General features: G+C 42.4%; 20 protein-coding genes. 4 read left to right on the top strand and 16 right to left on the bottom strand.

The window, feature by feature from the left end:
* Nucleotides 1-37: 37 nt before the first annotated feature.
* The 6 genes from Q0K96_RS03720 to Q0K96_RS03695 all read right to left on the bottom strand — a co-directional run bounded on the left by Q0K96_RS03720 (nt 38) and on the right by Q0K96_RS03695 (nt 6,527).
* Nucleotides 38-2,101 carry a type IA DNA topoisomerase gene (locus Q0K96_RS03720; RefSeq protein WP_297332663.1) on the bottom strand — a complete coding sequence of 688 codons (2,064 nt, stop codon included), beginning with the start codon at nt 2,099-2,101 and terminating at the stop codon, nt 38-40.
* Nucleotides 2,102-2,118: 17 nt separating this feature from the next.
* On the bottom strand, nt 2,119-3,132 hold the full coding sequence (locus Q0K96_RS03715) for a DUF3945 domain-containing protein (RefSeq protein WP_363317231.1): 1,014 nt from the start codon (nt 3,130-3,132) through the stop codon (nt 2,119-2,121).
* A 460-nt stretch (nt 3,133-3,592) separates the two neighbouring features.
* Complete coding sequence (locus Q0K96_RS03710; RefSeq protein WP_159801729.1) at nt 3,593-3,901, bottom strand: helix-turn-helix domain-containing protein; 309 nt, start codon at nt 3,899-3,901, stop codon at nt 3,593-3,595.
* Nucleotides 3,902-4,044: 143 nt separating this feature from the next.
* A complete protein-coding gene (locus tag Q0K96_RS03705; RefSeq protein WP_297332661.1) occupies nt 4,045-4,887 on the bottom strand; it encodes an RteC domain-containing protein in 843 nt (280 codons plus the stop codon).
* A gap of 64 nt (nt 4,888-4,951) precedes the next feature.
* Nucleotides 4,952-5,788, bottom strand: coding sequence for an AraC family transcriptional regulator (locus Q0K96_RS03700; RefSeq protein ID WP_297332660.1), 837 nt, complete (start codon nt 5,786-5,788; stop codon nt 4,952-4,954).
* A 49-nt stretch (nt 5,789-5,837) separates the two neighbouring features.
* On the bottom strand, nt 5,838-6,527 hold the full coding sequence (locus tag Q0K96_RS03695) for a hypothetical protein (RefSeq protein ID WP_297332659.1): 690 nt from the start codon (nt 6,525-6,527) through the stop codon (nt 5,838-5,840).
* 339 nt (nt 6,528-6,866) lie between these two features.
* On the opposite strand from Q0K96_RS03695, the gene Q0K96_RS03690 reads away from it, so the two are divergent.
* Complete coding sequence (locus Q0K96_RS03690; RefSeq protein ID WP_297332658.1) at nt 6,867-8,546, top strand: AraC family transcriptional regulator; 1,680 nt, start codon at nt 6,867-6,869, stop codon at nt 8,544-8,546.
* On the opposite strand, the gene Q0K96_RS03685 is transcribed toward Q0K96_RS03690, so the two are convergent.
* From Q0K96_RS03685 to Q0K96_RS03655, 7 genes are all read right to left on the bottom strand, one after another.
* Entirely contained in the window at nt 8,543-9,316 is a 774-nt protein-coding gene (locus Q0K96_RS03685; protein WP_297332657.1) for an excinuclease ABC, read from the bottom strand. The genes Q0K96_RS03690 and Q0K96_RS03685 overlap by 4 nt on opposite strands.
* Nucleotides 9,317-9,356: 40 nt before the next feature.
* Nucleotides 9,357-9,917 (bottom strand): hypothetical protein, encoded by a 561-nt coding sequence (locus Q0K96_RS03680; protein ID WP_297332656.1) that lies wholly within the window; start codon nt 9,915-9,917, stop codon nt 9,357-9,359.
* Nucleotides 9,918-9,996: 79 nt separating this feature from the next.
* Nucleotides 9,997-11,082 (bottom strand): PIN domain-containing protein, encoded by a 1,086-nt coding sequence (locus Q0K96_RS03675; RefSeq protein WP_297332655.1) that lies wholly within the window; start codon nt 11,080-11,082, stop codon nt 9,997-9,999.
* Between the two features lie 43 nt (nt 11,083-11,125).
* Nucleotides 11,126-11,854 (bottom strand): hypothetical protein, encoded by a 729-nt coding sequence (locus Q0K96_RS03670; RefSeq protein ID WP_297332654.1) that lies wholly within the window; start codon nt 11,852-11,854, stop codon nt 11,126-11,128.
* Between the two features lie 63 nt (nt 11,855-11,917).
* Complete coding sequence (locus Q0K96_RS03665; RefSeq protein ID WP_297332653.1) at nt 11,918-12,718, bottom strand: hypothetical protein; 801 nt, start codon at nt 12,716-12,718, stop codon at nt 11,918-11,920.
* A 147-nt stretch (nt 12,719-12,865) separates the two neighbouring features.
* Nucleotides 12,866-13,207, bottom strand: a complete 342-nt coding sequence (locus Q0K96_RS03660; protein ID WP_297332652.1) for an XRE family transcriptional regulator — start codon at nt 13,205-13,207, stop codon at nt 12,866-12,868.
* A 314-nt stretch (nt 13,208-13,521) separates the two neighbouring features.
* Entirely contained in the window at nt 13,522-13,701 is a 180-nt protein-coding gene (locus Q0K96_RS03655; protein WP_297332651.1) for a hypothetical protein, read from the bottom strand.
* Between the two features lie 84 nt (nt 13,702-13,785).
* Between Q0K96_RS03655 and Q0K96_RS03650 the strand changes: the two genes are divergently transcribed.
* From Q0K96_RS03650 to Q0K96_RS03640, 3 genes are read left to right on the top strand one after another with little or no spacing between them, the layout of a single operon-like run.
* Complete coding sequence (locus tag Q0K96_RS03650; protein ID WP_297332650.1) at nt 13,786-16,806, top strand: TonB-dependent receptor; 3,021 nt, start codon at nt 13,786-13,788, stop codon at nt 16,804-16,806.
* A 3-nt stretch (nt 16,807-16,809) separates the two neighbouring features.
* Nucleotides 16,810-18,186: a RagB/SusD family nutrient uptake outer membrane protein gene (locus Q0K96_RS03645; protein WP_363317229.1), complete on the top strand. Its 1,377-nt coding sequence runs from the start codon at nt 16,810-16,812 to the stop codon at nt 18,184-18,186.
* Nucleotides 18,173-20,653 carry a prolyl oligopeptidase family serine peptidase gene (locus Q0K96_RS03640; protein WP_297332649.1) on the top strand — a complete coding sequence of 827 codons (2,481 nt, stop codon included), beginning with the start codon at nt 18,173-18,175 and terminating at the stop codon, nt 20,651-20,653. Before Q0K96_RS03645 ends, Q0K96_RS03640 begins: the two co-directional genes overlap by 14 nt.
* Before the next feature lie 13 nt (nt 20,654-20,666).
* Here the strand turns inward: Q0K96_RS03640 and Q0K96_RS03635 are convergent, their stop codons facing one another.
* The 3 genes from Q0K96_RS03635 to Q0K96_RS03625 form a co-directional block, all read right to left on the bottom strand.
* Entirely contained in the window at nt 20,667-20,948 is a 282-nt protein-coding gene (locus Q0K96_RS03635; protein ID WP_297332648.1) for a DUF6520 family protein, read from the bottom strand.
* 11 nt (nt 20,949-20,959) lie between these two features.
* Nucleotides 20,960-22,480 carry a MauE/DoxX family redox-associated membrane protein gene (locus tag Q0K96_RS03630; protein WP_297332647.1) on the bottom strand — a complete coding sequence of 507 codons (1,521 nt, stop codon included), beginning with the start codon at nt 22,478-22,480 and terminating at the stop codon, nt 20,960-20,962.
* A 128-nt stretch (nt 22,481-22,608) separates the two neighbouring features.
* Nucleotides 22,609-22,854: a hypothetical protein gene (locus Q0K96_RS03625; protein WP_297332646.1), complete on the bottom strand. Its 246-nt coding sequence runs from the start codon at nt 22,852-22,854 to the stop codon at nt 22,609-22,611.
* Between the last annotated feature and the right edge of the window lies 1 nt (nt 22,855).

The following is a 22,855-nucleotide window of genomic DNA, read 5'->3' as shown; positions in this document are numbered from 1 at the left end:
ACGGGGCTTGCAATCACAAGCCCCGTTTAGTAATATATTATTTTTCAAAAGCGAAAGCAACTTGGTGCTCATCGTCCAAAATTAACCGTGCGTTAAATTTTTTGCCGGATTTACTGACCATTCCCTTAAGTACATTTGTGGTGCTGTTCTTGACCAGATTTTCAATTTCTGCAGTGGGTAGTATCGTACCGCAGACTTTTCTAAACTGAAGCCAGCCACATTGCTCAGCGGGGCACTTTACCACTTTGTCGGAAATATGCAGGTGGTGCTCTCCACACTTAGGGCATAGCAGTTCCGGGACAGCTTCTTTTTTAACAGGAGCTTTTAATAATTCCTCAGTGATGCTTTTGGTATAAGCCTCAATTTCAGATTGGAACTTTTCGCTGGAGAATGTACCCTGTTCAATACCTGCCAGTGCGATTTCCCATTCTGCTGTCATGGCTGCTGAGCCTATAGGCATATTTGCCACGATATCATATACAGCAAGTCCTTTTGAGGTTGGGATAAGTGCTTTACCCTTGCGTGCTATATATTGCCGCTCCAGCAGTCCTTCAATAATCGAAGCCCTTGTGGCGGGCGTCCCCAGGCCAACCTGCTTTAAATCCTGCTTTGACGCTGCGGTGCAGTTTTCGGAAATGATATATTCCATTGCGGATAAAAGGCTGGCTTCTGTATACAGCTGTGGCCCGGCATGCTGTTTTTGCTTTATGGTGCTGGATGTGATAGTTACCCGGTCACCTTCCTTTAACTCCGGTACATTTCTTTCCTCGTTAGTATCTTCGTCAAAGGTGTTCTGTATGGACCGCCAACCCGGCTCAGTTACTTCGGAAGCGGTCAGGCCGAAATCATAATGCAGCACCTGCAATGTAATACGGCTGACTTCTTTAGTACAGGCTTCAGAAACTGATTCCAGTAATCGCAGGGCTATCATTTTGTAGATTATATCCTCTTTTACCGACAAGGCAGATGGTAGCTTTTCCGTAATAAGCAGCCCATGGTGGTCGGTAACCTTGCCTTCGTTGACAATGTGCCTGTTAAGCCTTCCAAATTTTATCGTGGTAAGATGCTTGCCAAGCTCGGGGTCGTGTTGAAGGCTTCTTATTAGCCTAGGTATTCCTTCCCATACATCTTGCGTAACGTATTTACTGCCGGTGCGCGGATAGGTAATAAATTGCTTTTCGTATAAGCTTTGTGCAATTTCAAGAGTCTCGGATGCTGTTAACCCATATTTCCGGTTGGCTTCCTTTTGCAGCGCTGTCAGGTCGAACAATAAGGGCGCGGGTTCATGGACAGTTTCCGATAGTACAGCGGATACTGTGGCATGGCTATGGCGCTGTACTGATTTTAAAACATCTTCGGCTTTCTGCTGCGTATCGAAATGTAGTGCACCATTGCTCCTGAACTCTATAAACGACTTGGTATGTAAAAGCTGAAGCTGCCAGTATATCGCGGGTTTATGGTCGCGGTGTTCAAAAAATCTTTTGCAGACCAGCCCCAGGGTAGGCGTTTGCACACGGCCAAGGGAGTAAACTCCTGTACCTGCTGCGATACTAAGCGCCTGTGAAGCATTAATTCCAACCAGCCAGTCGGCGCGGCTGCGTGCCCTGGCAGCGAGATACAGGGTTTCAAACTCTTCTCCCGGCAATAAATTGGCAAAACTCGCTCTGAGGGCCCTTTCGGTCAGTGAGCTGACCCAAAGCCTTTTAAAAGGTTTCCTGCAATTCAGGTACTCGTATATGTAGCGGAAGATGAGTTCTCCTTCGCGGCCGGCATCCGTCGCAGCGATAAGGCTTTCGCTTTTTCTGAACAGCTCCCCAATAGTAATCAGTTGCTTTACGATCCTTTTATCGGGCAGCAGCCGTTCATTTCCTGATCCTTTTCGCGGGGTGAGTATAAAGGGTGAAGGGATTATAGGGAGGTTATCTTTTTGGAAACCGCTCAGGCCATAATCTTCTGGCAGTGCCAAAGTCACAAGGTGCCCCAGGGCCCAGGTCACATAATAGCCGCTTCCCTGAAAAAAACCTTCTTTTTTTTCCGTAGCGTTTAACAGTGCAGCCAGTTTACGGGCCACGCTCGGTTTTTCTGCAAGTACTGTAATCATGATGTTTCATTTATGTTTTATATCTTCCTGCCTCTCTTTTTCGCAGGGGCATCTTCCTTATCCTGCTGTTTGTCAGCGATATTTTCTTTTTGCTGTTTTTTATCGTCTTCCTTTGTAGGATTACGATCCTGGCTCATTTTACTTTCAGCAGTTGCTTGCGATGTTTGCGGGCTAGTCTCTGGCAGGGCCTCCTCTTTGGATTTGGATGGGTTATTAAAGGAAAAGCCAACTTTCCCGCTTTCGCTGTTGTAGGTGATGTACCCTTGGTACTCCTTATCATTCTTGTCGATTAGCCCTGTGATATATACAGTCATTCCTTCTTTGAACTTACTGTATTGTTCCTCGGTCAGTTCTTTGCCCCTGAATTCCCTCGGTGCTTCATCATAGGTTTTGCCTTGGGACTGGTTTTGGCCCTGGTTGCGGTCAAATATAAATTCGACATAACGTTTGTCGGCATTAAACTGCACTGTGGCGTCAAAGGGATCTCCATTCTTGGAGGTCATCCCCTCAAGATAAAGCGGCTTACCTTCCTGCAATGCCTGTTTTTGCTGCTCATCCAGTTTGATGCCCTTAATCTCATCAGGTATCTGCATCCACTCTGCCTTGAAAGCAACAAGTTCGTTGGTTTTGCGGTCAACACTTATTACTGACGGCACAAATTCGCTTGTCTTTTGGTTGTACAGGTCTACGACCCTGCCCATATTTCCTGTTTTAAGCAAATTCTCTTTATCTTCTTTCGAAAATTCATGTCCAAAGAAGGGATAGTTCAAATTCGGTTCCTTGCGTATCCCGTGCATGGCAACGACTACCTGTCCGGCATCGTTGGTCTGAAGCGAAAGCCTGGCATCCAGTTTCGCCACAGCATTACCCATGGTGAGTGTTAACGGCACCAGGTCGTTGGTCTTAAACCCTTTAAGCAGGGGTTCTATCAGGTTCATCTTTTCCAGGCGTTCCCTGCTTAGTCCTAAATTATTCAGGGATTCCCAATTTACTTGTTCGGGCTTAAATTTGTATTCTTCTGTTGTTTCCATTGTAGTATGATTTTTATGTTGATATTCGGAATTGATAGCATATTTTGAAAGCAGTTGCTGCGCATCTGCCCCCAGGTCATTGAGGTAACCCTGCAGTTCGCGGCCAATTTCTAATCCGAGGGAGAAGGGTACGCGGAAAAAATCAAATCGCGTTGGTTCCTTGAGTTGCCGCGTGAAGTTGCCGAAGAAGTTGGAGAAAAAGTCACCGTGGCGTTCAATCCGTAGAAAATCAGGTTGATTCTTATGGTTTATGTCCGCTGCTTTTACCTCGCCGTTCTTCGTTAGCTGTGTTACAGCCCGCATTTTATTTTGCTTCTTGTCCAGTACAAGCAGCATCTCATTCAGTTCATCAGGATGTCCCGGTATTTGTTGATTGTCTTCCATAGCTGCCGATTTTGCATTTTAAAGCTATGCCTTTAGGAATTTGCAAATGTGCGTGGGAAGCCTGAAGCAGGGCTTGTCACTCCCTGGCTTGTAATCCCGGTAGCCTTTTTTGGAAACTGTCGCGGATAAATTGATGCACATCAGAAAGCTTGTAATAAAGTTTTCCGCTAATGGTGTAATAGGGTAGCCTGCCGCCGGAACGGTAGCGTTGAAGGGAACGTGAGCTGATCTTTAGCATCTGCAGTACGTCCTGGTTATCCAATAGTTCTTCGCCATCAATAGCTGTATGGCGCTGTTCCACCTGTAGGATTTTCTCGGCCAGCAAGTCAAAGCGTTGCATAACACGTTCCATCCAGGCATGAAATTCATTTCTGTCGATGTTCATGATAATACGATTTAGAATTAAACTAGCCACAAGTTTGTCATTACAGTAAACTTTATCCGCCAAGGTGTGCCAATGGGCAGAATATTTTTTTTATGGTTGCTGTAGATCATAAAAAAAAACAGCCCATCGGCTGCTTCACTTCTCTAAAGGTCCTTGTCCATATAGTCTTCCAGGGAGTCCCGTAATTGGTCAATAAATAACGTCCGCTTGCCGGAGCGGTCTTTCATGCGGTGAAAGGCGTGATGGATATCGCCCAGCGATATTTTAAAAAGGCTTTGAAAAATCAGGCTCAGCTTTCGGATGCCTATCTTACCATGGGATAGTACCCCGGAAATATATAGGGCGTAAATGAGTTCTATAAGGGCATTTTTAGTGCCTGTCCATTGCAGGTCCTCCGGAATATCCAGTAAACCGAAGTTAACCGGCGTTTCAGGATCAATCCTTGACAAAAGATAAATGTAGGTATGGTCCTGGGCTATAAACCTTGCGACCAGATGGTCATAATAGGTGGAATACTGGCTGTCCATCTCAAAGTAGAAGCTGTCTAAAACGGTAGTATAATGTACCTGCTCCCGCAAAAAATAGTCAGCATCTTTATCTGTCCTGCCCGAACGGTAATACCTGTAGAAGTCCATATCCAGCTGGCTGGCATTATTCTGTTTTAAAAGCTTCAGCTGGCCCTCAAAATATTTACGGTATAGCTTGCCGCCCCTTACGGGGCAGGTAGTTTCAATTCTATAAACATTATTGTAGTAGATGAGTTTACCCAAAACCAGAGGCTTCACTTCCTTAAAAAACTCAATTTCCTGCATTGCATCGGCAAATCCGGCTGTGCGTACCTGTTCCTTAATGCGTACAAGAACCCCTTGTAACAACGCGATCATAATCCCGGACTGTTGGATAAGGGATGTATCGCCGAGCGACAGTTCCTGCTCCCTGGTATCTATTTCTGATAGTATCTCCTTAAAAATCGCTGAACGTACCATAGCTCAAATAATTGATATAGCCGTGCACCGACAATAATGAAGCACTGTTATCTGTGCATGCCTGTTATTTACCGTATTCTTTTCTATATTCCATAGGCGTTGTATCTGTTTGCCTTTTAAAGAACCTGCTGAAGCTCCCCGCAGAAGTAAAGTGCAGTTGCTCGCTAATGGTTTCCACTGAATGTTGTGAACTCATCAGTAAATATTTTGCTTCGCTGATAAGTACCTCTGTAATACATTTTATAACTGTTTTTCCTGTTACCTCACGCACAGCTTTATTGAGGTAGCCACTTGTCACAAATAGTTGCTTTGCATAAAATCCGGGGCTGTGCTGCTCCCTGTAATTTTGAATCAGTAATTTCAGGAACTGCATGGTAAGCAATTCTTTCCTGTTGAACGATGTACTGTCCAAATTTGTATCCTGCTGCCAGGCTGCCTGAAATATCAGCAGGCTCAACGCTGCGGTAAAAGATGCCTGCGGAAACCGGTTCGGATTTGTAGAAGTCTGGTAATAATAGTGAAGCAGTTTCATAATCCGCGCTAGGACCTTCGCATCAAACAAATCGGGCAAAATTTTAATACTCTGCTTGCTTACCAGCACTTCTATAAATTGGCCGGACATTTTTATGTCAGTTATAAACTGCCATTGGACCTTTACAAAATAGCAGGCCATTTTTGTGTTGTAACTCAGCACTTGGAAATAGTGCCGGCATAATGCTACAACTAGTTCATTAGAAGTGCAGGAAATTTTATTCCCGTCGATCATGGCCCTGAAAACCCCTGACCTGACAAAAATAAAGAGGAAATTTCCGCTACAGTTAACCCTATCGTTTTTAGGATTATTATCTGTTCCGGTAAAGAAATACACTTCTGCCGGGAACTTGTCTGCTATATCTTCCATATGCAATGAATTATAAAGCCCGACGGTATCCCGCGGGCTTTAAACAGTACTACAATTGTATTTTTTCCAACCCGGCAATGCTTGTAATTAGTGGGTATTCAACAGCTGTCTGATTACTTTCCAGTGCACCCGCCAGTGCAGCAATAATATTACCGACTGATTTCCCCCAGTCCGTGTCCTCACAACACGAGTGGTGCAGTGAGTAGCGGGTTATGGAGGTGACTGCAAGTATTATTCGTTGCTCATCATCTGATAACGTGCCAGAGTTTAGCGTACTGTTTTCAATAGCAATAATATCGCTGTAAGCTTTACCGAAGGGTTCGCTTGCCCAATGGCTGTAGTTATTAAAGAAATCTGATAAAATAGTTACAGCGGGCTCGCTCAGCGAAGGGTTTTGCAGAACTTGTTCGAGTGCAGCATCAGGTGTAGTCATACACGCGGCTAATAACTGCTGCTGTGTTGTAGTTGCCGTTCCCGTAATTGTAGGCATGCTGCCCAACAGGTTTTGGACAAGCAGCATGATATCTTCGTAATTGCCCGGTATGTGAACCCCTGCCTTATAAAGTGACAATGCATTTCTGTAGGATTGTCCAATACCATCATAAGGATTCGCTCCGTTACCGGCACTATTGCCAAGCTTTTTGAAGTATGTATCTGATTTATTATCAATGCTATCAATGCTATTCAGTTGATCGGTTTCGTTTGTACATGCGAACAGAATAACCGATAAGAGGCCCATCGGGATCAAGTTTACAATTTTCATTTTTTCGTGTTTAAATGTGACTGATTCGTTTTAATCAGTTCATTCATCCGGATGACAAACTGGGTGGGCTGCAGGCAACCCTTGGCTTGTGAATTCGAAACAAAGCTATGGGCATTGCTGAGGCGTGGCAAGCGCATTAGGCTGGGGATTCTGAAATCTCACTGTGGATTTTCTGAAAATTCACAGTCTTAAAATGTGTTAAATGAGAAGTGAAAACTGGGATATTGGCTATTTTTGATTTACCCAACTTTACATAGAATTTACTAGCGCTGTGTTTTAAATATATTGCTTAGAATTAAATTACCGTTTCAAGAAATGGCAATCAGTCGCATATCTATTCTACTCGCATTCTGTATTTTTATCATTGCTTCCCAGCAGTCCTTTGGGGCGTCTGAACAGGACTCTTTAAAAAAGAGAGATTTTAAGTATCTGTTCACCGCGATAAGTAACTCTAAAGAACAGCCTGCCCGGCAGAAAATATACCTGCAGGCATTCCTTTCTAACGCTAATGCAGCGAAAGACTGGGAACTTATTGCAACAGGTTATAAAAACTATGCTGATTACGCTGATGAAAATTTGGCTATCACTTATACCGACAGCATGGTATATGCTGCCAAGCAATCAGGTGATAACAAATTAATAGGGTCGGCCTACCTTTCAAAAGGAATTGCTTTCTATGTCCTTAAACGGCATGAATTGGCTTTGGAGAATTATCTCATTGCTAAACCCTATATTGAAAGATCCCAAGATGAGTATTTAAAATATAAGCTCACGTACAATATCGCCCACGTGAAGTATTACTTGGGCAAAAATGAGGAGGCTATCAAGCTCTTTAATTCCTGCCTTCAGTTTTTTAAGGATACAAACCCCAGGGCCTACCTGAATACCTTGCATTCTTTAGGCTTAGTATATAATAAAGCCGGCGACTATGGAAAATCTCTTGAGATGGTTCGGCAAGGTAATGCGGCAGCCACAGCCTTAAACAATGATAGCATGAATGCGTATTTCCTGCATTTGAAAGGCGTAAATGAATATTTCAGGGAGAATTATGCTTCGGCCATTGAGCATCTCAAAAAATCCATACCCGAAATAAAGGATAATAAAGACCATGGTAATGTTGCAGTGGCTAATTATTATATCGGCAAGAGCCTTTGGGATTTGAAGCGACATCGGGAAAGCGTACCATACTTAAAACATGTTGACCAGGCACTGATCGATTACGATTATATCCGGCCTGATCTCAGGGAGAGCTTCGAATTATTAATTGATTTTTATAAAGATAAGGGCGAACTGAAACAGGTATTGTATTATGTAGACCGGTTATTGGTCGCTGACAGTATTTTAAGGGTTACCCACGATAAACTGTACGACAACATCCATGTCAACTACGACACGGTCGAACTCAGGCAGGAAAAAAAGAATATTGAGAAGCAGCTCAGCCAGGAGATGGCTCATAAGAAATTATTAATTGTAGGTTCTGTTTGCCTGGCTATAATTATCATTGTACTTGCAGTGGCGTTGTACAGGCACCGCAGGCGCAACCAAATTTTCCGTGAATTGATGGAAAATAAAAAACCTATTAGTAAACCAGTTGGCGACGCACCTAAAGAACTAAATATCCCGCAGGAAACAGTAGATAAAATCCTGTCTCGCTTAGAGAAATGGAGACAGTCTATGCGGTACCTGGAGCCCAACATTACGCGTGCCTCAATGGCGGTGTATCTGGAAACAAATGTACATTATGTATCCGATGTGATTTTGCACCGTTACGGCAAGAGTTTTACGGAATATATAAATGACCTGAAGATAGACTATGTTATTGAGCAGCTAAAGACCGATAAACACAAGCGTATGTTTACCCATGAGGCACTCGCTAAGGAAGCCGGCTTTGGTACTACGCAAAGTTTTGTATCTGCTTTTAAGGCGCGAACCGGTATTTCACCGAACTTCTTTAGTGCGAAGATCAGGAAGGAGATGGCGGAAGTTAATGCCTAGCTTAAGGTCTGCGGGTAAAAATACCTAAGAGGATTAGCCATCCCCTTAATTTTTGAAATTTCTTTATTCAAATATAAATCAGTAATGTCTGAATCTGTCACGGGACTTCCTTCAAAGCCCCAGCGATTATTTCTCTCGACATTTTGATACCATCTCTCTGGTTTAAATAACGCCCTGATTATACCTTTATATTCAGCTAAGACATATTCTATATTTGCAAGTTTCTTTTCTTTGATTCGCCAATATCCACGTGTAGCTTCGTATATATTTGGTCGACTATAGATATCCCTCTGCTTCTTGTTCCTTTTTATGTCAAAGGTTTTATTTATATTAATAACTAATATACTGTGCTTTATATCTTCCTCATTTAATTTTTCGCAATTGTAAAGTATTTCACATTCATCCGCAGTTCTGATACCTAAATTGAAGGAATGAGCACCGGATACAATATTTGAAATTTTTGCAACTTCTATGAAATCTTTATATGTTAGAAAGTCAATTAGTACTGACTCCAAGAGAATAGCCTCGCCCTCTTCTAGTCCGTGTCGTATTATGAAATGCTGAACTTTAAGATTACTCAATCTTATACTTCGTATAATTTCAAGTTTATCAGATGCTTGTACTGAAATTAGTGCTTCATTTATATGAGCGAAAACTCTATTTGCATTTCCTTTACCTATATAAAATATTTTATTATCGCTGGGATCAACTAAAGCATATACATAAAAGTTTAAGGCTTCTTGCGTTTTCTGCGTAAATTGTTCAATCATGACTATCTAATTTTAACTGTCGGATTTAATTAACCATTTACTATATATGTTTCTCCTGAATTAGTTCTTTCAATCCTTTAAGCATTTTAATTCTAATCTGTCCGGTAACTTCATTTTTGTCATAATGGATGAGGTGCATTTTATCAAGTTTAAAAAGTAGCTTGAAATGATTGTTTAAATCCAACTTTATTATTTCATGGTATATTCTATTCCACGACCGCAAATAATATAGAGCCTTTAAAAAGTTTATCTCATCCTTATCTAGTCTGGTCCATAATTTATACTTGAAGCTTAGCTTCATCCAAACTATTTTCCTATCTTCCTCTGACATATTTTTGCAGTAAACCTTTGCTTTTTCTCTGCAGGTTCCACAGAAATGGTGATAATACACATTATCAATTATCTGACTTGCCCGCCATCTGGTTTCAACAGCTTCTTCATTTTTATCCGAACAGCCGGCGCAGATATCAAAGTCAATATAAGCATAAGCCGAAGAAACAGCAGATCTTATTTCTCGCGGACTTATTCCATATTTCTCAGCTATTACACCCACTTTGTATACAAATCTTCCTTCATAAAAATGCCAGTAATCATCTACCAATTCCCGTGGTACAGAAGTCCTATTGCCTATTTCGTGTTTTATCCGCACAGGTTGTATTATAAATTAAATTGAAGAAAGACTAAAATTGAAATAAATATCCCTCGAGCTCATCGGTAATTTTATCTTCTCTTGGTATGCTGGTATAGAGACAGCTTATTTCTGCTTGGGTATTGCTAGCCGTTTCACCATCTTCAAAGTAAGCTTCAACTGATATTTCAGCGGTTTGGGAAGTACTAAGTTTTATTGTGGTATTAGTTCTTCTAGCAAAATAATATTTATCATCTTCGCTGTCGTAACTGGCATGCGTATAATCATCATAAGAAATTTCGGCTGTGAATATTATATCATAATCTAACTGAAATATGTATTCGGCTGATTTTGTGTCTTCTACTAGTGATGGCTCATGAAGAAAAATCTCTTCAATGTTGACATTAGAAATTTCAATATCAAAACCTATCTCATCTACTAATTTTTCACTAAATGCTTCCTTAATAACTTGTTCAATTCTACTGTGATTATATTTATAAACTGCGTGTATCCATACAATCTCATCAGTATTATATTGTCTATTGATTTTCTCAAGCATTAACTTGAGATTCGCGATGGGGATAATTTTTGGAGATATATAATCTTGAAAGTCCTTATCATCACTTATCACATATATTTCAGTACATTGTTGCTTGCACCAATTTTCTATTGCTGATAATACGATTGCATCAGGAAATTCATATTTCTTTTTACCTTGACTAAATGGAGGCTCTTGATTAAAATATTTATTAACAACATCTTGAATATTGGCCAATTCGTACGGTATTGTAACAACTTTACCATTCTCTATAAAACTTTCTAAATCGTGAGATAATTGATTGTAACTAAGATTAATATCTAATTTTGGCAAATCAAGATAAGCTTTAAAAGCTTCGATATTTTTAATTATCTTGCCCTTATTTGCTATTTGTTGTTTAAATCTATTGATTTCCTCTTGGGCTGTGGTTAGATTTTCCTTAATATTACTCTCAATTTCATTCTTCGTAATCTCTGTTATATAAAGATTAACCGTTCTCATGTTTCCGAACTCAGCTAAACGGTGTAAGTTTTTATTTTGAAAAAAATTATTAGCTACAAATACTTGTGTATCAATAAATATATTACGGGTCTTAAGCATGAATCTTTTTTAAAATTAATCTAAGAATAGTAAGATAAAATTATCATTTTTCACTCTCTTTTTTTTTATTGATCTTCTCAACAGTTTCTGCAGTGGTTTCTTTTTGCTTAAATATGTGTTTCAAATTATCACCTCCTATCTTTTCCAGTTCTTTAACAGTGAATTCCGACATGGAAAGCTTAAAGTTAGAATAGAAATGCTCTAATTGATTTGGATTCCCGCTAAGCATATACGCAATAGGTGTGGATACATTTTCTTCTTTCTGTCGAGTCAAGGCATTATCCCAAATTGAATCGATATTCTCTACAATCTGATGATTTATATGTTTTAGAATATCTTTTTCAATGCCCCTGGTATATTCAATCTCAAGTACTAGGAGTTTACCCGCAGCCATTTTAAACAACTCGCTAAAGGCCGCTTTTAATTTGGTCTCTCTGTCAGAGTCAGTAACAATCTCTTCGGGAATATTTTTCTCTAAGTATTTATTAATATCTGGATTTATATTATCAAGTTCTTCGAATGATGTTGCATTCGGATTATGAGCGAATTGATTTCGTATTTCCATCAATTTCAATAAATGATTGTAGTACGTTTTATCAATTTCTTCTAAATCATAAAGCAAGTCAATTTTAGATTTAAATGACAAAGCACTTGATTGATTACCAAGAGATTTACTGTTTTCGTTAAACATCCTTAAAATTGCTCTCATTAAGCTGCTGGAAGTTTGCTCAAGTCTAAGAACATGACTAATTACCCAGCTCCTTAATTCCATATTCAACGGTTTCCACTTTTCCACTTTTAATTTTACAATTAATTTAGGTTTAAAATCATGTTTTTATGAAAAAAAATTAATCAAGTAGTTGTATTTTTCTTGGACGTCAATTTTTTCTGTTTCGCTTTTCAGTTGCTCAAGATTTGTTATCGCATCTCGTATAGTATTTTCAACTTCAATTTTTTTAGCATTATTAAATATGAAGTGGCTATTTATAAGATGATCAAGTACTGTCTTTAAATTTATCTCAAGTCCTTTAGCTACTGTATATTCTCGACCATTTCTAGTAATAGCAGCACTGAAATCAATAAATAAATTGGTCATATTTTTATAATGTGGGCTAGTAAGTATACACTTACTTGTATAATCATCGATTATTATTCTTGGATAATTGGCGAGATTTGTTTCTAAATCATATGCTTTGACCATTGCTGGTCCAAACAGCGCACCATTTTCTAAGTGGACAAGTTCACCAATTGTTATAGCGCCTCTAATTAAAATATTAAACTCATTCCATAGTCTGTACATAAGCCTTCCGATGTACTCAAGTACAGACATAACATTCATGTCATTATCTAGACCGATTGACAATACTATACTATCAGAAAAGTGGGTAACTTGGACTGAGGATTGTGATTTTACTGCTTTTGAAAATAGTTTCGCGATCTTTGACACATCCTCCATTTCTTCTTCAGGAATGTTTGGTGCCACATCAATAAATAATTCATCAGAAATAGAATCAGCCTTCATACTATTTAATACTTCATAAATTTTTTTAGTAAAGTCTGTGTTGCCTATAGATTTAGAAATAATATTTCTAAATCCTAAAATATCAATAAATGCAGTAACCCTATTTTCATACATGTTTTTAAAATGCTATATTATCTTATCAATTGTTAGCTTTAACAAACATAATGATAGTAACAATAACTTTAACGCGTAGTAACACCTATTTTTCTACAGCAAGTAACTTCTTAAAACAAAAAAGATGCTATCGCATCTTCTTAATAATTAATATCGTAAAATAGTTTTTTTTAAATCCTCGTAATATTTGACTTTCGTAGCCGTAAGTTTAGAATCCTCCTTTTTACATTCATCAATGAGAGATAAAATATCTTTTTTGCTTTTCAATGTAAACAGACTCCGAAAGTCAACATTTAATTCCTGACTTACTAAATAAATAGTATTCCAGTTAGAAGCATTCCTCTCAAGACGAGCAATTTTTGTTTTATCGGCATCAATTGACAAACCGAGATCTTCTTGAGAAATTTTTTTCTTCAATCTCGCTAACTTGAGCTCACAACCTATCTGGATATTTAAAAGATTAAGTTCTTTAGTTCCATATTTACTCATTTAGTAAAATTTCAGAAAAAGGGTTAATTTATTCGATACAAATTTGTATTGAATAATTATTTTATTACATTTGACAATTGTATTACATCAATTGATGTAATTTTGCGATACTTCATTAGAAACTATTTGAAGCATTCGCTTTGAATCTCGTTATCGAAAACTGGCGTTTTAATTACCACGGGATGATAAGTGCATATGCTCACGCCTCTATATGGCGTGGGCTCACTTATTTGTGGTAAGGTACCGCCAGTACCCCGATAACAGTAAGTTGAGTTTAAACCCACGCCTCCTTTTTAGGAGTTTCTTCTACACTCTCAGCTTGTATTCTTAGCGGTTTCTTCATTTTTTTTATCGGGCTTCGCAAACGTTGTAGTGTAACCTTTAATCCGTTTTGCGTATGGTTTAGTTTTTTCATAGTTAAGTAGCCCGGCCAGTACTGGTATTCCCATTTTCGAGTTGGTTAGGGAAAGGCCGGGTATCTTTTTCAGGTTCATAAAAAAGCCCTCCGTGTAAGTTTGGCGACCCACGGAAGGCATAGACCAATAAAACCCAATGTCTCATTAATCTTAACCAATGTTATGAAATTTATTTCAGCAAACAAAGGGCTAAGGGTGCTTTTCTATTCTCTAGTTTTAGCCACCCTACCAATCAGTGCCTTAGCCCGGGCACATGCTTCACCAATTTCCGGAGCCTTTTTTCAGCAAACTATTTCAGGAACCGTCTCCGATGGCTCAGGTCCCTTACCGGGTGCGGTAATTGTCGTCAAAGGGACAACACGCTCGGTGGCCACTGATCCTGAGGGTAACTATGCCATTGCCGCGACTGCCGGTGATGTATTGGTATTTTCGTTCACGGGCTTTAAAACCGTTGAAGTCGTTGTGGGAGCGCAGAATACTCTAAACATTACCCTTGAGGAAGATGCGTTGCAGCTTGAGGAGGTCACCATCAATGCCGGTTATTATAATGTAACCAAAAAAGAGAGCACCGGTAGCATTGCAAGGGTTACGGCAAAGGACATACAAAACCAGCCTGTGACCAATGTGCTTGCCGCTGTGCAGGGCCGCATGGCAGGTGTCAACATTACCCAGAACTCGGGAACCCCCGGTGGTGGCTATACCATAAGGATAAGGGGAACGAACAGCCTGCGGGCAGATGGCAACGCGCCACTCTATATTATAGACGGGGTGCCGGTTGCGGAACAAAATGCCTCAACACTGGCAGGGGCCGTCCTGCCGGGAGGAACCGTAAATCCCCTGAATGCTATCAACCCCAATGATATTGAAAGCATTGAAGTGCTGAAAGATGCCGATGCTACGGCCATTTACGGGTCAAGGGGCGGAAACGGCGTGGTGCTCATCACCACAAAAAAGGGAAAAGCAGGCAAGACCTCCTTTAGTGTGAATTCAAGCTATGGCATAAGCAGCGTGGCCTCGCACATGGAGATGATGGATACCCGCCAGTACCTGGCGATGCGGCGCAGCGCCTTTGCCAATGATAATATCACTACGCTCCCGGACTACGCTTACGATGTGAACGGCACATGGAGCCAGGAGCGTGATACCGACTGGCAAAAGGAACTCATTGGAAGGACAGCCAATTCTTCGTCATTGCAGCTCTCCATAAATGGGGGCAGCGAGAACACCGGGTTTATAGTGAGTGGCAGCCACAACGAGCAGACGACTGTTTTTTCAGATGATTTTAAGTACAGGACCAGTAATCTTTCTACCAACATACGCCATCACTCCGCTGACAACAAATTTCGCATGAACCTCTCCGGCTTGTTTGCCGCGCAAAGTAACAATGTGGTCAACGATGATTTTACCCGCCAGGCATTATACCTTAGCCCTAATGCGCCGCAGCTGTACAGCCTGGATGGGTCGCTCAACTGGGAGGACAATACTTTTACTAATCCTGTAGCCGCTTTTGAAAGCAAGTACTCCTATGAAAGCAGAGGATTCAACACCAATCTCAACCTGTCCTATGAACTGTTGCCTGCATTACAGGTTAAACTAAACGGTGGGTTAAACTACCTGTCTTTTTCCGAGAAGTCGCTCAGGCCGAGCACCATGTACAACCCGGCATATGGGCTGACACCTGCTAATTCCATGGCTTTTAAAGGCAATCAAAACAGGTTTTCCTACTTGCTGGAACCGCAATTGCAGTACGATCTGGGTATTGGGGATCATGATATTGAATTCCTTATCGGAAGTACCTACCAGCAAACCACGAGCGATGTGCTGAATGCAGAAGGGTACGGCTTTCAGAGTAATGCCCTGCTTAGCAACCTTTCTGCCGCAACCACGCAGGTCGTATCACAGGACAGCCGTACCGAGTATAAATATGCCGCGGTGTTTGGAAGGGTCAATTACAAGTTCAGGCAGAAATACATCCTGAACATTACCGGGAGAAGGGACGGTTCGAGCCGTTTTGGCCCTGAAAACCGTTTTGCGAATTTTGGTGCGGTCGGCGCCGCATGGCTTTTCTCAAGGGAAGGCTTCTTTGAAGGTTCCCGTTGGCTGAGCCATGGCAAGCTTAGGGGCAGCTACGGCACCACAGGCTCCGACCAGATCGGGGACTATCAATACCTGGACACCTATCAGGTTTCCCCAAACCTCTACGGGAATTATACAGGCCTTTTGCCATCGCGGCTCTACAACCCTGATTTCAGTTGGGAAAAGACAACCAAGCTGGAGGCAGCTCTTGAACTTGGTCTTTGGGAGGACCGCCTGAATGTATCACTGGCTTGGTACCGCAACCGCTCCGGAAACCAACTGGTCGGGATTCCGCTGCCGGGTACAACAGGCTTTGCAACAATACTGGCGAACCTGCCGGCAACAGTGGAAAACACGGGCTGGGAAATCGAGGCTTCTTTTGATGCATTGCGCTCGGGTGCGTTCAGGTGGCAGACTTCGGTAAACCTGAGTATTCCCCGAAATAAACTGGTCGCTTTCCCAGGACTGGAAGGATCGACCTATGCCAACCGCTATGTGATCGGGCAGCCGGTATCCATTGTAAAGCTGTACAACTTTGAAGGCATTGACCCTCAGACAGGCCTTTACCGGTTTACCGACCAAAATGGCGATGGGACGATTACCGCTCCCGATGACAACACAATTACAGAAAATGTTGGTGTCCGCTATTTTGGCGGCTTCTCCAATAACATGTCTTATAAGAATTGGAACCTTGCTTTCCTTTTTCAGTTCGTAAAACAAAGACAGTGGAATTATAACAGTATGATGCCCACGCCGGGCAGTATGAACAACCAGCCAGTCGAAGTGGGTAATGTCTGGTCACCCGAAAACCCTTCGGGAACCTACATGCCTTATACCTCGGGCGCAGATCCTGTAAAGAACCAGCTGCATGGCTATTTCATGGAAAGTACAGCGGCAGTGAGTGATGCTTCGTTTATCCGCCTGAAGAACATACAGCTGAGTTACAGGCTGCCGGTGAACGGTTTTGCCAGTGATGCTGTGCTATACCTTCAGGGGCAGAACCTGCTGACCTTTACCAAATACTTCGGGCTGGATCCCGAGTTTACGCAACCCGGTTTTGTCCCCCCGCTCAAGACCGTTTCTTTCGGTGTACAATTAAATTTTTAAACAATGATACAGATGAAGACTACTATAAAACTATTATTAGCCTGCCTGCTGCTTGGCACGGCATCATGTGAGGAAATGGTTGAGGTGGATATGCCAAACAATCAATTGGGGACGCAGCAGGTCTTCGCAGATGCCCAGACGGCCTATGCCGCCCTGTCCGGCCTGTACAGCGACCTGCGCACGCAGTCTCTGCTCTCCGGCAACAATTTTGGCACGGGTGCCTTACTGGGTTCTTATGCTGATGAACTGGATTGTTACTTTAACGACCTTAACGGCTATGAAGCCATTGCATCAAATACACAGTTGCCTACTAACAGTGTAATACAAACGGTGTGGAACAACACGTACCGCCAGATATACGCTGCCAATGCGATTATTGCCGGTGCTGAAAACGCTGTAGGGCTATCCCAGGCGGACCGGGATCAGGTGATCGGGGAAGCACTGACCGTACGTTCGCTGCTGTATTTTAATTTACAGCAGCTCTTCGGCGCCGTTCCCTACACGAGGTCAACGGACTATGAACTTAACCGCTCACTGGCTAAAACCGCTTCGCCAGCGGTATTGTCAAACCTCGAAGCGGACCTGAGCCAGGCGATAGGATTATTAACCGATGCTTATCGTGACCCGTCACGGATTTACCCGAACCGTAAAGTAGCAGAGGTGGTACTGCTCAAAGTATATATGTCGCAACAGCGCTATAGTGAAGCCGAGCAGGTTGCGCTTCAGATACTGCAATCCCCCGACTATCAATTCCAGCCGGACATCAACCAGGTATTCAACTATACCGGCAGCCACATCCTATGGCAGATAAAGCCGCAATATAGTGGTGACTCCACCCAGGAAGCGTCGTTCTACTATTTCGATAACGCGCCGCCATCGGCCTATGCCTTATCGGAAAACCTTATTGCTGCCTTTGAGCCCGGTGACCTCAGGCGGAGCCTTTGGGTGGCAGATGTTACCGTTGGCGGGCAGCAATATTACCGCCCTTTCAAATACAAGAACCTCTCCGGCAGCAATACTACCGAATATTCCGTTGTCATGAGGATGGAAGAAGTGTACCTGTTATTGGCGGAAGCCATGGCAATGCAAAACAGGGTCAGCGACGCGCTTCCCTACCTGAATGCCACAAGGCTACGTGCAGGGCTTACGGCGCTGGAGCCAGCAAGTCCCACAGCGTTGCTCGATGCCATACTGCAGGAGAAAAGGTGTGAATTCTTTACAGAACAGGGCATTCGCTTTACCGATCTCAAAAGGAATGGCAGGCTTGGACAGCTCACTCTGGTAAAGCCGAACTGGGAACCTCATAAAAGCGTATGGCCGTACCCTCAGAATGAATTGCTTCTTAACCCAAACCTTGCACCACAAAATGAAAACTATTGATAGGATTAAGGTAGTATCGGTAGCTGCCCTTATCCTTTTCGGCATCCAGGGCATGGTGGCACAAGGGCACTACCGGGATGCGATAGCGCTTTCAGAAAAGTTCAACTGGTTTGAATCCCTTCAGATGAGCCCTGATGGGGAGCATTGTGCCGTACGGATCGCCTACGAACAAAACCAGGACACGCTGGTAGTATTTGGTACCGGCAGTAGTAAAGCCCTTAGAAAAAAGGCGGTCTTGGGGCAATACTATTTTTTGGGATCAGGCATGATGCTGCTGCCGCCAACGGGTGGTAAGGCAGAACTGTGGGATATGAAGAGGCACCGCAGCCTTTATTTTGAAAACGCCAGTGAAGTAAAAGCTATGGAGAAAGATGGAATGTTCGTTATCAGGTACGGCGAGGAGAAGCAGGACAGGCTGGAACTCTATGGCCGTAACGGGAACGTGCTGGGGTCTGTCGATCATGTGATACAATACAATATGTTATCCGAAGGCAGGGTCGCAGTAGTTAGTAAAGGGGAAAGCGATGCGGTCTCCAATATCTTCCTACTGGACCGCAAGGGAGTGGTTCCTGTGCATGCGACAACAAACAGTATACAGTATGTAATACCCGGGTATCAGGATTCGGAACTCCTGGTTTTTGAACGGGACTTGCGAGGTTTGCCTTTTTTATACTGCCTTTCAGAAGGTAAGCAATATGTGCTCAGCGATATCATGCAGGTAGCTTTTGATGCGGCTTATGTTCAAAAGACAGCGGTTAAAGGCACTTATTTCCTCAAACTATGGTCAAAGGAGGAAAAAGCAGAGGAGATTGTCGATATCTGGTACACCAATGACCGTGACCTTGAAAATAAATATGAACATCGCGGCACCGAGCGCTATTACCTTTGGGAACCCCAAAAAAAGGTAGTCAGGGAACTGGCAGGCGATAAAGGGTATACGGTATTGAATACCGGCAGTACCCGCAATGTACTTGCTTTTGATCGCTTCCAGTTTAATAACTATATTGCCAATGTGCCTGATATCGAACTTAGTGTCTGTCAAGCCGATACATGCAGGCCAATTGACACCTTTTCTCCTGAGATTTATGTGTCAGGTAAGGGGAACTATGTTTTGGCACCGCAGGAAGGGGAATGGGCACTTTATGATTTGGCAACTGGCAAACAAACAACTTTTGGGAATCAGTCCCTAAAGGTGCCTTTCTTTACAGAAGATGAAACTACCATCTACTTTGGAGGCGATGGCGGCCTGTGGTCCTACCAGATCAAAAAATCAGTGCTTTCAAAGTTGATTGCCAAGGAAGGGCTGACGGTATCGATTGTAAATGGAGAAAGCACCTGGCTCACCAATTACAATTTTTACCAGAATACGGTAGGCACGCAAAACGGGCTGCTCTTAAAATTAACAGAAGACAGGGCTAAAGTCACCTCCTATGCAAAATACCATAACGGTAAATTGAAGGTTCTGGTAGCACCGACGGGGAACTTGGTCACCGGTATAAAGTATGATGCGCAGCTCAAAGACATCGCCTACCTAGAGCAGAATTTTAACCTTCCGCCAAGGCTTGTCCATAAAATAGAAAACAAATCCCAAAGGGTGTACTGTAATGACTGGCAGGATGCTGGTGCTGGCCACTTACAACGGGAAATTGTTCAGTATCCCGACAGTAAAGGAAACATGATAGAAGGCACATTATTTTATCCCGCAGGCTATGACCCGAACCAAAGCTATCCGATGGTCGTATATATCTATCAGCTACAACGATACCGTAAGCACACCTACCTGTCACTGTCCTTTAGGGATCCTGAAGGGTTTAACACGCGTGCACTCATCGAAAACGGGTACTTTGTTTTCTTTCCTGATATTACCGAGGGAAATGACGGGGCGGGTTTTGGGGCGCTACAGTGTGTTAACAATGCTTTGGATGCGCTCGGATCTGTTTCAGCAATAAACAGGCAAAAAATTGGCCTGATAGGGCACTCCTTCGGTGGTTATGAAACCAACTTTATTGCCACCCAATCCAAGCATTTTTCGGCCTATGTTTCCGGATGCGGCAATATTGATATTATACATAACTACCATAGCTTCAACATCAACTTTGTAAGGCCATCCTATTGGCGCTATGAAACCCATCAGTTTTATATGAATGGCGCTTTCACTGAAAATAAGGAAGTATACTACAAAAATAATCCCTTGTATGAGGTAGATAAAATAACAACACCCATACTCCTGTGGACAGGGCTTGAGGATGAGAATGTAAAATGGGAAGAAACCCGGACCTTCTACAATGCCTTGCGCAGGAACGGCAAAAAAGCAATAGCGCTTTTTTATCCGGGGGAAGGCCATGCATTGGTAAACCCGAAAGCCAATCGGGATTTATCAATCCGTATTCTGGAGTGGTTCGACTTCCACCTGAAAGGAAAGCAGGATATTGAGTGGATCAGAAAAGAAATGGAAAAGGGAGCATAGCTCCCTTTTCTTTTTAATTAGTCCTGTACAGCTGTATGCCGCAGGTTGCATCATTCACCTTTCGCTGAAGGTTATGGGTCACGTTGTTCGCATCCTTCCAGGTACACAGAGGTCCTGGTACAGTTTCACACTGCACTGAAGTTGCAATACATTTAATCATCGGAGCAGAGCTGTTAAAATAATAGCCTGTTTCCGGTACTGCTGCTGTGTTAGCAGGTTTGCTGGTGGCGAAGGCAGCGCCCACGCCTGCTGTAATGACTACAGCCGGTAAAAGAAATCCTCTTAGCGTTTTCATGATCGTAAAATTTAATTATTCTGCCTACTCTGTTGGTTTTTCGGCTTCCCCCTCTGAAATACCCCAATATCGTTGCGCAACCGGTAACGAAGTATTTCATTGCCGGACAGGGCGTAAAAATACCTATCCGTCAAAAGCATCTGGGCCATTTTATTTTTACCGCGGTCATTTATAAAAAAACTACCCAAATAGCGTTGTTCATCAGTGGCATACATATCCACTATCGAAGCGTTATCCCATATTTCACGCGATTCATACCTCCCCATAAGGTTGGACTGAATCAATAAAACCTGGTTGTAAGCGGTCATGTTCTTATTTACCTGTAAGGGCGGCGCTTCCATCTTATAGGTGCCGTCAGGCAGCTGCCTTACCTTTACCTGTGCCTTGGAGACCGTATCAATGGTATTAAGCCTGCGTATAAGCTTCAGGCTCCGGTCCATAACCAGGAATTCATTCCGGTAGAAATAGCCGTAAATTAAGTTATCATCACCCTTGTCGCGTAACAACAGACCGTCGGTGTCGAAAATCCCGTGAGCCTGTTTCTCCAAAAGGTCGTAATGAAGTGACACGTCAGGCACCTCTTTTAAAGCTACCGTCCCCAGTATATTGGTTTTTTCAAGGTTGCTAAGTGTCTTAAATGCGAAGTAATTTGGCGTAATGATTTCCAGCTGGCTAAAGTAAGTATCCATAGCCGTCTTGTTTGCTTCCATAGTATCCAACAGGCCTTTAAAGACTACGGGTAGGCTTCCGTCATACACAAAGAAGTAGGGATATTCCACTTTTATTTTTGCGGAACGAAAAGGTTGCCGGAATACATCAAGCCTAATAGTCCTGCTATGTGTCCGGGTAAAGGAACTGTCAATGATGGTAAGGATGTTAGGCGCCGTATAATTACCAAGGTATATCTTCCCCTCATGGCTTCCCGCAAAATAGTAAGAGTTATATTTCAGGTCATAAATTTTATCCTCCAGCACCGGGTGCTGTAAAAACCTGCGGGTAAAATTATTTTCGCGTTTTATGATATGTTCTGAAGAAAGAAACAATACTACTACCAAGCTGGTACCAATAAGTACACTCAGTAATGGAAACAGCACAGTCCTCCACGATTGTTTATGCCCGGGCGTCGGGCTTAGTAGCAGAGCAGCCAGCGCCAACACTACAAATACAATGTTGAATATAAGATGTTCGGTCCATCCCATTTTCTCCAGTATCCCTCCGCAGGAGCAAGGAATAAAGTCGCTATAATTCAGTATAAGGTAAATGTAAATGGTGAATGCGCTCATCAACCCCAGCGCCAGGTAAAGCCCAATTTTTCTCAGCGCAGGTTTCCAAAGTAGAAAAACAATACCATACTCAACCAGTATAACAGCCGGTGCGACAATACCGGCATAGGCACTTAATAAAGGGGATTGGGCAATCTGTACCTGAAAGTTGCTGAAGTCCAGTAATTTTGAAGTGGCTGCATAAATGAAGAGTAGCGCGTACAGCAGGCAAACGGCAATTATAATATTTTGTTTAAACGAAGCTTTCATCTCCCCGGCATATTTTATTCACTATGCAAGGTAGGTGCTATACGAATGAAAATACTGAGCCAAAACAAGCTAAAATCACTCAAAAACAGTCATTTAAAATTGATACCCTTATAACAGTATATACAGCGTTATAGTATCATTGCGGTTTCAGTCAGTGCTTCTTCTGTTAGAAATGAAGAGATAAAAGTTATGGCATCATTCTTTTTCACGGAAGGCGTGGTAAAATAATGGATATAAAAATCTTCTCCATCATCATCGAAATGGATGATATCGGTGAAAGACTGTGCAATAAGGCTTCCCTTAAGCTTGCGTATTTTTCGTTCGGTAGCGGTATCAATATCTTTTGGTATCCTTAAGCGTATAGTTGTAGTCATC

The sequence above is a fragment of the Flavobacterium sp. genome (genome assembly GCF_024305175.1).
GTDB lineage: Bacteria > Bacteroidota > Bacteroidia > Flavobacteriales > Flavobacteriaceae > Flavobacterium.
Note: the sequence above shows the minus strand (reverse complement) of the source record. Positions and strands in the feature narration are given on the sequence as shown.

What these genes read in the sequence shown, in the direction of transcription:
- Q0K96_RS03635 (WP_297332648.1), bottom strand. Translation starts at nt 20,948, where the DNA reads ATGAAAACGCTAAGAGGATTTCTTTTACCGGCTGTAGTCATTACAGCA.
- Q0K96_RS03660 (WP_297332652.1), bottom strand. Translation starts at nt 13,207, where the DNA reads ATGAGTAAATATGGAACTAAAGAACTTAATCTTTTAAATATCCAGATA.
- Q0K96_RS03705 (WP_297332661.1), bottom strand. Translation starts at nt 4,887, where the DNA reads ATGGTACGTTCAGCGATTTTTAAGGAGATACTATCAGAAATAGATACC.
- Q0K96_RS03630 (WP_297332647.1), bottom strand. Translation starts at nt 22,480, where the DNA reads ATGAAAGCTTCGTTTAAACAAAATATTATAATTGCCGTTTGCCTGCTG.
- Q0K96_RS03665 (WP_297332653.1), bottom strand. Translation starts at nt 12,718, where the DNA reads ATGTATGAAAATAGGGTTACTGCATTTATTGATATTTTAGGATTTAGA.
- Q0K96_RS03650 (WP_297332650.1), top strand. Translation starts at nt 13,786, where the DNA reads ATGAAATTTATTTCAGCAAACAAAGGGCTAAGGGTGCTTTTCTATTCT.
- Q0K96_RS03700 (WP_297332660.1), bottom strand. Translation starts at nt 5,788, where the DNA reads ATGGAAGATATAGCAGACAAGTTCCCGGCAGAAGTGTATTTCTTTACC.
- Q0K96_RS03645 (WP_363317229.1), top strand. Translation starts at nt 16,810, where the DNA reads ATGATACAGATGAAGACTACTATAAAACTATTATTAGCCTGCCTGCTG.
- Q0K96_RS03720 (WP_297332663.1), bottom strand. Translation starts at nt 2,101, where the DNA reads ATGATTACAGTACTTGCAGAAAAACCGAGCGTGGCCCGTAAACTGGCT.
- Q0K96_RS03695 (WP_297332659.1), bottom strand. Translation starts at nt 6,527, where the DNA reads ATGGGCCTCTTATCGGTTATTCTGTTCGCATGTACAAACGAAACCGAT.
- Q0K96_RS03655 (WP_297332651.1), bottom strand. Translation starts at nt 13,701, where the DNA reads ATGAACCTGAAAAAGATACCCGGCCTTTCCCTAACCAACTCGAAAATG.
- Q0K96_RS03715 (WP_363317231.1), bottom strand. Translation starts at nt 3,132, where the DNA reads ATGGAAACAACAGAAGAATACAAATTTAAGCCCGAACAAGTAAATTGG.
- Q0K96_RS03675 (WP_297332655.1), bottom strand. Translation starts at nt 11,082, where the DNA reads ATGCTTAAGACCCGTAATATATTTATTGATACACAAGTATTTGTAGCT.
- Q0K96_RS03685 (WP_297332657.1), bottom strand. Translation starts at nt 9,316, where the DNA reads ATGATTGAACAATTTACGCAGAAAACGCAAGAAGCCTTAAACTTTTAT.
- Q0K96_RS03710 (WP_159801729.1), bottom strand. Translation starts at nt 3,901, where the DNA reads ATGAACATCGACAGAAATGAATTTCATGCCTGGATGGAACGTGTTATG.
- Q0K96_RS03670 (WP_297332654.1), bottom strand. Translation starts at nt 11,854, where the DNA reads ATGGAATTAAGGAGCTGGGTAATTAGTCATGTTCTTAGACTTGAGCAA.
- Q0K96_RS03625 (WP_297332646.1), bottom strand. Translation starts at nt 22,854, where the DNA reads ATGACTACAACTATACGCTTAAGGATACCAAAAGATATTGATACCGCT.
- Q0K96_RS03690 (WP_297332658.1), top strand. Translation starts at nt 6,867, where the DNA reads ATGGCAATCAGTCGCATATCTATTCTACTCGCATTCTGTATTTTTATC.
- Q0K96_RS03640 (WP_297332649.1), top strand. Translation starts at nt 18,173, where the DNA reads ATGAAAACTATTGATAGGATTAAGGTAGTATCGGTAGCTGCCCTTATC.